General features: G+C 30.6%; 10 protein-coding genes. All 10 read left to right on the forward strand.

The genetic code is table 11. From position 1 onward, the window contains the following. Positions 1-50 precede the first annotated feature (50 nt). A complete protein-coding gene (locus tag B0A78_RS10925) occupies positions 51-812 on the forward strand; it encodes a C40 family peptidase (RefSeq protein WP_014165376.1) in 762 nt (253 codons plus the stop codon). Positions 813-895: 83 nt separating this feature from the next. Next, positions 896-2,284: a tRNA uridine-5-carboxymethylaminomethyl(34) synthesis GTPase MnmE gene (gene mnmE / locus B0A78_RS10930; RefSeq protein WP_097609674.1), complete on the forward strand. Its 1,389-nt coding sequence runs from the start codon at positions 896-898 to the stop codon at positions 2,282-2,284. A gap of 94 nt (positions 2,285-2,378) precedes the next feature. Continuing rightward, on the forward strand, positions 2,379-2,603 hold the full coding sequence (locus B0A78_RS10935) for a hypothetical protein (protein WP_065213484.1): 225 nt from the start codon (positions 2,379-2,381) through the stop codon (positions 2,601-2,603). After that, positions 2,594-2,887 carry a type II toxin-antitoxin system RelE/ParE family toxin gene (locus tag B0A78_RS10940; RefSeq protein ID WP_014165373.1) on the forward strand — a complete coding sequence of 98 codons (294 nt, stop codon included), beginning with the start codon at positions 2,594-2,596 and terminating at the stop codon, positions 2,885-2,887. The genes B0A78_RS10935 and B0A78_RS10940 overlap by 10 nt, the downstream gene beginning before the upstream one ends. Positions 2,888-2,994: 107 nt before the next feature. Next, on the forward strand, positions 2,995-3,957 hold the full coding sequence (locus B0A78_RS10945; RefSeq protein WP_081279013.1) for a Fic family protein: 963 nt from the start codon (positions 2,995-2,997) through the stop codon (positions 3,955-3,957). 334 nt (positions 3,958-4,291) lie between these two features. Next, positions 4,292-4,525, forward strand: a complete 234-nt coding sequence (locus B0A78_RS10950) for a hypothetical protein (protein WP_123906921.1) — start codon at positions 4,292-4,294, stop codon at positions 4,523-4,525. A gap of 35 nt (positions 4,526-4,560) precedes the next feature. Beyond that, positions 4,561-4,764 (forward strand): hypothetical protein, encoded by a 204-nt coding sequence (locus tag B0A78_RS14330; protein WP_123907291.1) that lies wholly within the window; start codon positions 4,561-4,563, stop codon positions 4,762-4,764. 218 nt (positions 4,765-4,982) lie between these two features. Beyond that, the gene (locus tag B0A78_RS10955; protein ID WP_065213488.1) at positions 4,983-5,258 is read left to right on the forward strand and encodes a hypothetical protein; all 276 of its coding nucleotides are present in this window, start codon (positions 4,983-4,985) and stop codon (positions 5,256-5,258) included. Further along, positions 5,259-5,777 (forward strand): hypothetical protein, encoded by a 519-nt coding sequence (locus tag B0A78_RS10960; RefSeq protein ID WP_065213489.1) that lies wholly within the window; start codon positions 5,259-5,261, stop codon positions 5,775-5,777. Between the two features lie 242 nt (positions 5,778-6,019). Beyond that, positions 6,020-6,613: hypothetical protein (locus B0A78_RS10965; protein WP_133065787.1), on the forward strand; the 594-nt coding region annotated here is incomplete at its 3' end.

Consider the following 6,613-nt stretch of genomic DNA (forward strand, 5'->3'; position numbering starts at 1 on the left):
TAAAAAAGGATTTTTTCATAACTCATAATTTAAAAAATAGAATACATAAAATGTTTGGCATTTGTAATTTAGCTAATATTCCTTTACGTTTTGAACCCAGTGATCGCAGTGAACTCGTTTCACAAGTTTTATTTGGTGAGCATTTTCAGATACTAGAAGAAACCCCAAAATGGTCTAAAATAAAATTAGCCTTTGATGCGTATGAAGGATGGGTAGACAATAAACAATTTAAACCTATAACAGCTCAAACCTATCAAATACTTGAAAACTCGGATTTACTACTAAATGGCGATTTTATAGAATATGTTACATCTTCTGAAAAGGGACTAATGTCTATTCCGCTTGGAGCCTCTCTACGTTTTTTAGATCTGCCGACCATAAATACAGAAAACTATCATTTTGAAGGATTAAAAGTAACAGGACAAAAATCAAAAGCCGAAATTATTAATACAGCCTTTATGTACTTACACAGTCCCTACTTATGGGGAGGGAAAACACCCTTTGGAATAGATTGTTCCGGTTTCACTCAAATGGTATATAAATTAAACGGCTATAAACTACTCAGAGATGCTTCCCAACAAGCCGCACAAGGTGATGCTCTAAGTTTTATAGAAGAAAGCGAACCAGGTGATTTAGCCTTTTTTGACAACGAAGATGGCAATATTATTCATGTAGGAATCATAATGGAAAACAATTATATCATACATGCCAGTGGAAAAGTTAGGATAGATCGCTTAGACCATTTAGGAATATACAATGCCGAACAAAATAAACATACACACAAATTAAGAGTGATAAAAAAAATTATCTAATTCATCTTTTTTAATAGATCATTAGCATTCATTTATTCTTAAAAAATATAGTTAACTTTGCCACTAAATTTTTTAAGACATCCATGAATCAAGACACTATTGTAGCGCTTGCTACTCCATCAGGAGCGGGAGCCATAGCTGTAATCCGTATTTCAGGTAAAGAGGCAATTGTTAAAGCACAACAAGTTTTTAAATCCATTAAAAAGAAAGACTTAGCCAAACAAAAATCCCATACGCTACATTTAGGACATATTGTAGATGGAGATAAAATTCTAGATCAAGTCCTTCTTTCCTTATTCAAAGGCCCCAACTCCTACACGGGCGAAGATACCGTAGAAATTTCCTGCCACGGCTCTACATTCATACAACAGCAAATCATCCAGCTCCTACTTCGCAAAGGCGCTCGAATGGCACAAGCAGGCGAATTTACTCTGCGCTCTTTCCTAAACGGAAAAATGGACCTTTCACAGGCCGAAGCCGTAGCCGACTTGATTGCCTCGGACAACGAAGCCAGTCATCAAATTGCCATGCAACAAATGCGTGGCGGCTTTAGCAACGAATTAGCAAAACTACGCGAGGAATTATTAAACTTCGCTTCCTTAATTGAATTGGAATTGGATTTTGCCGAAGAAGACGTAGAATTTGCCGATAGAAGTCAATTTATAGATTTATTAAACCGCATCGAATTTGTTTTAAAACGCTTAATCGACTCCTTTGCTGTAGGTAACGTGATTAAAAACGGAATCCCCGTAGCCATTGTAGGCGAACCTAATGTGGGCAAATCGACCCTATTAAATGCCCTATTAAACGAAGAACGCGCCATAGTATCAGACATTGCCGGTACCACACGCGATACCATCGAAGACGAACTAGTCATCAACGGCATAGGCTTTCGTTTTATAGACACCGCAGGCATACGCGAAACAAAAGATGTCGTAGAAAGCATAGGAATCCAAAAAACCTTTGAAAAAATCGAACAAGCGCAAGTGGTTCTATTTTTAGTTGACAGTTCACCGCTAATAGTCAACAGTTTAGATTCACTTAAAAATGAAATAGAACAAATTAAAAACAAATACCCTCAAAAAACGTTACTGACAATTTTCAATAAAATGGATTTGATGCCAACCGAATTAATGTCAAACATCAAATCTCAAATTTCAAATTGTTTATTCATTTCTGCAAAACAAAAAATAGGTATCGATGAGTTAAAAAACACCCTATTATCCTTTGTAAACACAGGTGCCCTGCGCAACAACGAAACGATTATAACCAATACCCGTCATTACGATTCGTTACTCAAAGCCCTAGAAGAAATTCAAAAAGTACAATGGGGCATGCAACAAGGTTTGCCTTCAGATTTGATGGCCATAGATATTCGCCAAGCCCTATACTATTTTGGAGAAATTACAGGTGAAGTCACTAACGATGAGTTGTTAGGCAATATCTTTGCAAACTTTTGTATTGGCAAGTAAGTAATCCTTCTCGTTTCATACTAAAGTAGTATTTTGTAATGCAAAAGAGTTAAAATAAAAATGGTAAATTTGTTTAGACAAAAATCAAGTAATTATGGATTTAGCAGCAAGAAAATATAATTTCATTCAAGAGTTAAGCTCTATTGACGAAAATCTATTAGAAAAACTTGAACTATTTCTAAAAACAAATCAAAAAGATTGGTTTGACGAACTATCTATTGAAGAACAAAAAGAAATTGAAATTGGTCTTAAACAAGCCGATAATAATGAACTCACGGCACACACAGAAGTAATGAATAAATTTAAAAAATGGCATTAAAAATTTATTGGACATTACAAGCCGAAAAAGGGCTAGAAAACGTATTAGATTACTTAGAAAGTAACTGGACAATAAATGAAATAATTCAATTAGAAGAAAATATAAATCAGGTTATTCGTCAAATCATTATTCATCCAAAATTATTTCCCAATTCTTCTAAAAATAAAAATGTACACAAAGCCATTATAGACAAGAATAATTATATGGTATATAGAGTAAACAAGAGTAAGAAATCTATTGAAATAATTACCTTTAAAAGTACCAAACAAAAACCTGAAAAATAAAAGTTTTATTGGTAACTAACGATGAATTGTTAGGCAATATCTTTGCAAACTTTTGTATTGGGAAATAATAACATTTATTACCTTTGATACTATCAAATGATACTATCATGTATAAACCACCCTATCAAATTACATCCGAAATTTTAAAATTAATTACTTCAATATCAGAACGAATTGGAGCCATTAACGCAACCCATTTATACAAACCCGCCACAGAATTACGAAAGAAAAACCGTATCAAAACTATTCAGTCTTCTTTAGAAATTGAAGGGAATACCCTTACAGAAGAACAAATAACCTCTTTATTAGAAAACAAAAGAGTTTTAGCACCTCAAAAGGATATTTTAGAAGTACAAAATGCTATAAAAGTATATGACCAACTCAAAACATTTAATCCGTTAAAATTAAAAGACCTAGAAAAAGCGCATCAAATAGTAATGGAAGGCTTGATTGAGCAAGCTGGTAAATTAAGAACAACTAATGTTGGGATTGTAAAAGGTTCAAAAGTCGAACATATTGCTCCAAGTGGAAAAATGGTAAACCAATTGATGAAAGACCTATTTGAATATCTTAATAAAGACAATGATTTAATCTTAATCAAAAGTTGCGTATTTCACTATGAATTTGAGTTTATACATCCGTTTATTGATGGTAATGGAAGAATGGGAAGATTATGGCAAACTTTGTTACTGATGCAACAATATCCCGTTTTTGAGTATTTACCTGTTGAAGCCTTAATAAAAGATAATCAAGCAGAATATTATGCTGTCTTATCGAAATCAGATAAAATAGGAAGTTCTACGCCTTTTATTGAGTTTATGCTTAACATACTCCTGCAAGCCTTAGACAACCTTCTTAAAACGCAAAATAATAACTTAACAGCCATAGACCGAATTAACCTCTTCAAAGAAATTATTAAATCGAATCCATTTAGTAGAAAAGACTATCTAATACACTTCAAAGAAATAAGTGAAGCAACCGCTAGTAGAGACTTAAAATGGGGAGTCGAAAATACTATTTTAATTAAATCTGGAGATAAAAGGCTTACAACTTATAGCTACACTTCTTGATTTTAGTTTACTTTATTTTGCTTTAAATTTTATTATTTTGCAACGTTTTTAAAACTAAAAACGTATTAACCCTTATAAATAAACACTTTTAAATTTTTGTATTGGGAAGTAAGTGTTTAGATTATTGAATTACTAGATCATAAATTGTTTAACAAAGACTATATTTAACCCAGCATAATCTTCATAGGAAAAACAAAATGAAATTCCCCCCATGACCGAAAACATAATTTTTACGTTACAATTAATCCAAATCGACTTTTTTACGGCTTTTGGATTATATACTTTTCTCTATTTATTCGTATCGATTTTTACTAAAAATCCAGTCCTCAAAAAAGTGGATGACAAAGCCACTGCCTTTATTTCCTTTGCAGGAATTGTGTATTTAATAGTATGGATAACGGGATTAATTGTAGAACTAACTATTTTAACCCCAGAAGACAAAACCGCACTTTTAAACAGAATGTTTGGCAAATATTGGGTAGCATTTTGGACACAACCCTTATTATGGGTATTCCTAACCCAATTGTTACGATTCCCTATCGTTCAAAAAAATGTTTTATCCCATTAGTAAGTAGCATTTTCTTGATGTGTTCTATTGAAAGAATGGTAATTATTATCACTAGTTTTCATCGCGATTACCTCCCTAGTTCCTGGACCATGTATAATGATTTAGACATTTATCCATCCAACTATTTCCTTACTTTACTCCTTAAAATCATGGTATTTTTAGTGTTTGTAGGTATTTTTAGTGTCATTACCACGAAACTAAAAGAGATTAAAAAGAACGGTAAAACAACAGCTGTTTAAAAAAAATCAAGCAATACCCTACCTCATACACTTTTTTTTCATAGTTCCGTTGCGGTTTTCCGTAATCGTAACCATTTTTCTTTGATTAAATTTGTATAAAAGAGATACTTAACTAAGCCTATAAAATTATAATGGTTTAAATGGCAGTGATTAAAACTACTATAAATTAAAATTTAAAAGCAAGAAAAGTAGAATAAGTCAAATAATTTCAAACAAAAATGTCAATACTAAACAATATCAAAAAAGTACATATTTTAAAAGCTATCGAAAGAATTGATGCAGAAATTAATTTTAATCCAAAACGCAAAATAAGAGTCTGGGCTTTGCGACATAACCATAAATTATATCCTTGTAAACTGGTTATTTCTTATGCAAATACCTATATAAACAATACAGAATTAGATCCAAATCCTACAATATTCACAACCTATATGGCCATAGAACACTTAAAAAAAGAAGGCTTTACTGATATACTAAATTTAAAAAACAGGTAAATGGATGCGCTATCACATTTAAAAAAAATTGAGGTTGCTATTAATAACGTAAAAACAACCCAAATAGAACTAGACTTAGATTTAAGCTTAGATGAACAATTCAAAGCGCAGTTCAATTTTTTCCAAAAAATTAGTTCACCTACCTTATATTGGTTTGAATGCAAAACATTAGAAGAAGCAAAAGAAATAAAAACGTTATTTACTAACAAAAGAAATGAATTAATCGCAGTACCACCTATCAATGGTAATTTAAGCAAAGTATTATACTTAGGAGTACGTCAAGGAGGAAAGTATAAAAGGGAGAAAACTTTTAGTAGAATTTCTGGCAGAATCTACCATCATTACGGATTATATAGCGTAGAATCAACCCAAGGATTAAAACTTAATAAATGGGCAATTAATAGTGGTAAAAAAATTTATTTGAACATCCTAGAACTAGACCTTAATGAAACCCAATACCTCTACATACTAGAAAAAATCTTTGCGTTAGAACTCAATCCAATGTTTGGAAAACATTAGTTGGATAAAAAAGTAAAAAAGCATTGCTAATTTAAAAGTTTTATAAAATTAGAACAAACTAAGACAATATTTTAAAAGAAGATTTTTTAGATTTACCCTTTTACAATCAATAATCAAAAGGGGAATAATTTATATACGAAGTAAATATTAATTAAATAAATTTAATATTTTTTGATTTTAACAATGTTAATTTAACAATTACTCTTCACATTAGAAAGATATTGAGGTTTTATAATTTTAAGATGAAACAACTAAAACAGTTAGAAAATTTATTCAAACATATTTTCCAGACTAGGGAAACTTTAATCGATTCTATTGAACTAAAAAAATATTCTGAATTAGAAAAAAAAGGAATTATTAAGAATAATTCAGAGGGTAATTATGAAGTCGATTTATATTCTTCAGAAATATATGATTACTTGAAAAAGTTGGTCACCATTAAACTAACTAGTAATTTATCTGATGACATTGAGGAATCTTTCAAAACTATTCATAATCTTGAAGAACTTATAAAAAATGAGCACAATTATGGCAATGTAATAAATGCTTACACCCAATTATTTGATGCTTTTAGAGTTAATTATTTAGTAGAGTTAGATACAAAAGGTATAGATGTTATTTCATATAGAAATGAACTAAATCAAAAATCAAATGTAATTTATGAATTAAGAAACTTAGAAAAAATATTTTATGCTTTTCTTGTTTCAAAAGATATAAGTATTGAACAAATCAGTGATTTTTTAAATTCTAATAATGAAGAAGAACGCAGACATTATTTAAATGAATATTTGTTTTCAATTGTCGATAGAAAAGAAGATTTTTCAATAAGTCTGATT

The sequence above is a fragment of the Flavobacterium columnare NBRC 100251 = ATCC 23463 genome, from assembly GCF_002530675.1.
GTDB lineage: Bacteria > Bacteroidota > Bacteroidia > Flavobacteriales > Flavobacteriaceae > Flavobacterium > Flavobacterium columnare.

Coding starts and splice junctions, on each gene's coding strand:
- B0A78_RS14330 (WP_123907291.1), top strand. CDS start 4,561: ATGGTAATTATTATCACTAGTTTTCATCGCGATTACCTCCCTAGTTCC.
- B0A78_RS10940 (WP_014165373.1), top strand. CDS start 2,594: ATGGCATTAAAAATTTATTGGACATTACAAGCCGAAAAAGGGCTAGAA.
- B0A78_RS10960 (WP_065213489.1), top strand. CDS start 5,259: ATGGATGCGCTATCACATTTAAAAAAAATTGAGGTTGCTATTAATAAC.
- mnmE (WP_097609674.1), top strand. CDS start 896: ATGAATCAAGACACTATTGTAGCGCTTGCTACTCCATCAGGAGCGGGA.
- B0A78_RS10945 (WP_081279013.1), top strand. CDS start 2,995: ATGTATAAACCACCCTATCAAATTACATCCGAAATTTTAAAATTAATT.
- B0A78_RS10925 (WP_014165376.1), top strand. CDS start 51: ATGTTTGGCATTTGTAATTTAGCTAATATTCCTTTACGTTTTGAACCC.
- B0A78_RS10955 (WP_065213488.1), top strand. CDS start 4,983: ATGTCAATACTAAACAATATCAAAAAAGTACATATTTTAAAAGCTATC.
- B0A78_RS10935 (WP_065213484.1), top strand. CDS start 2,379: ATGGATTTAGCAGCAAGAAAATATAATTTCATTCAAGAGTTAAGCTCT.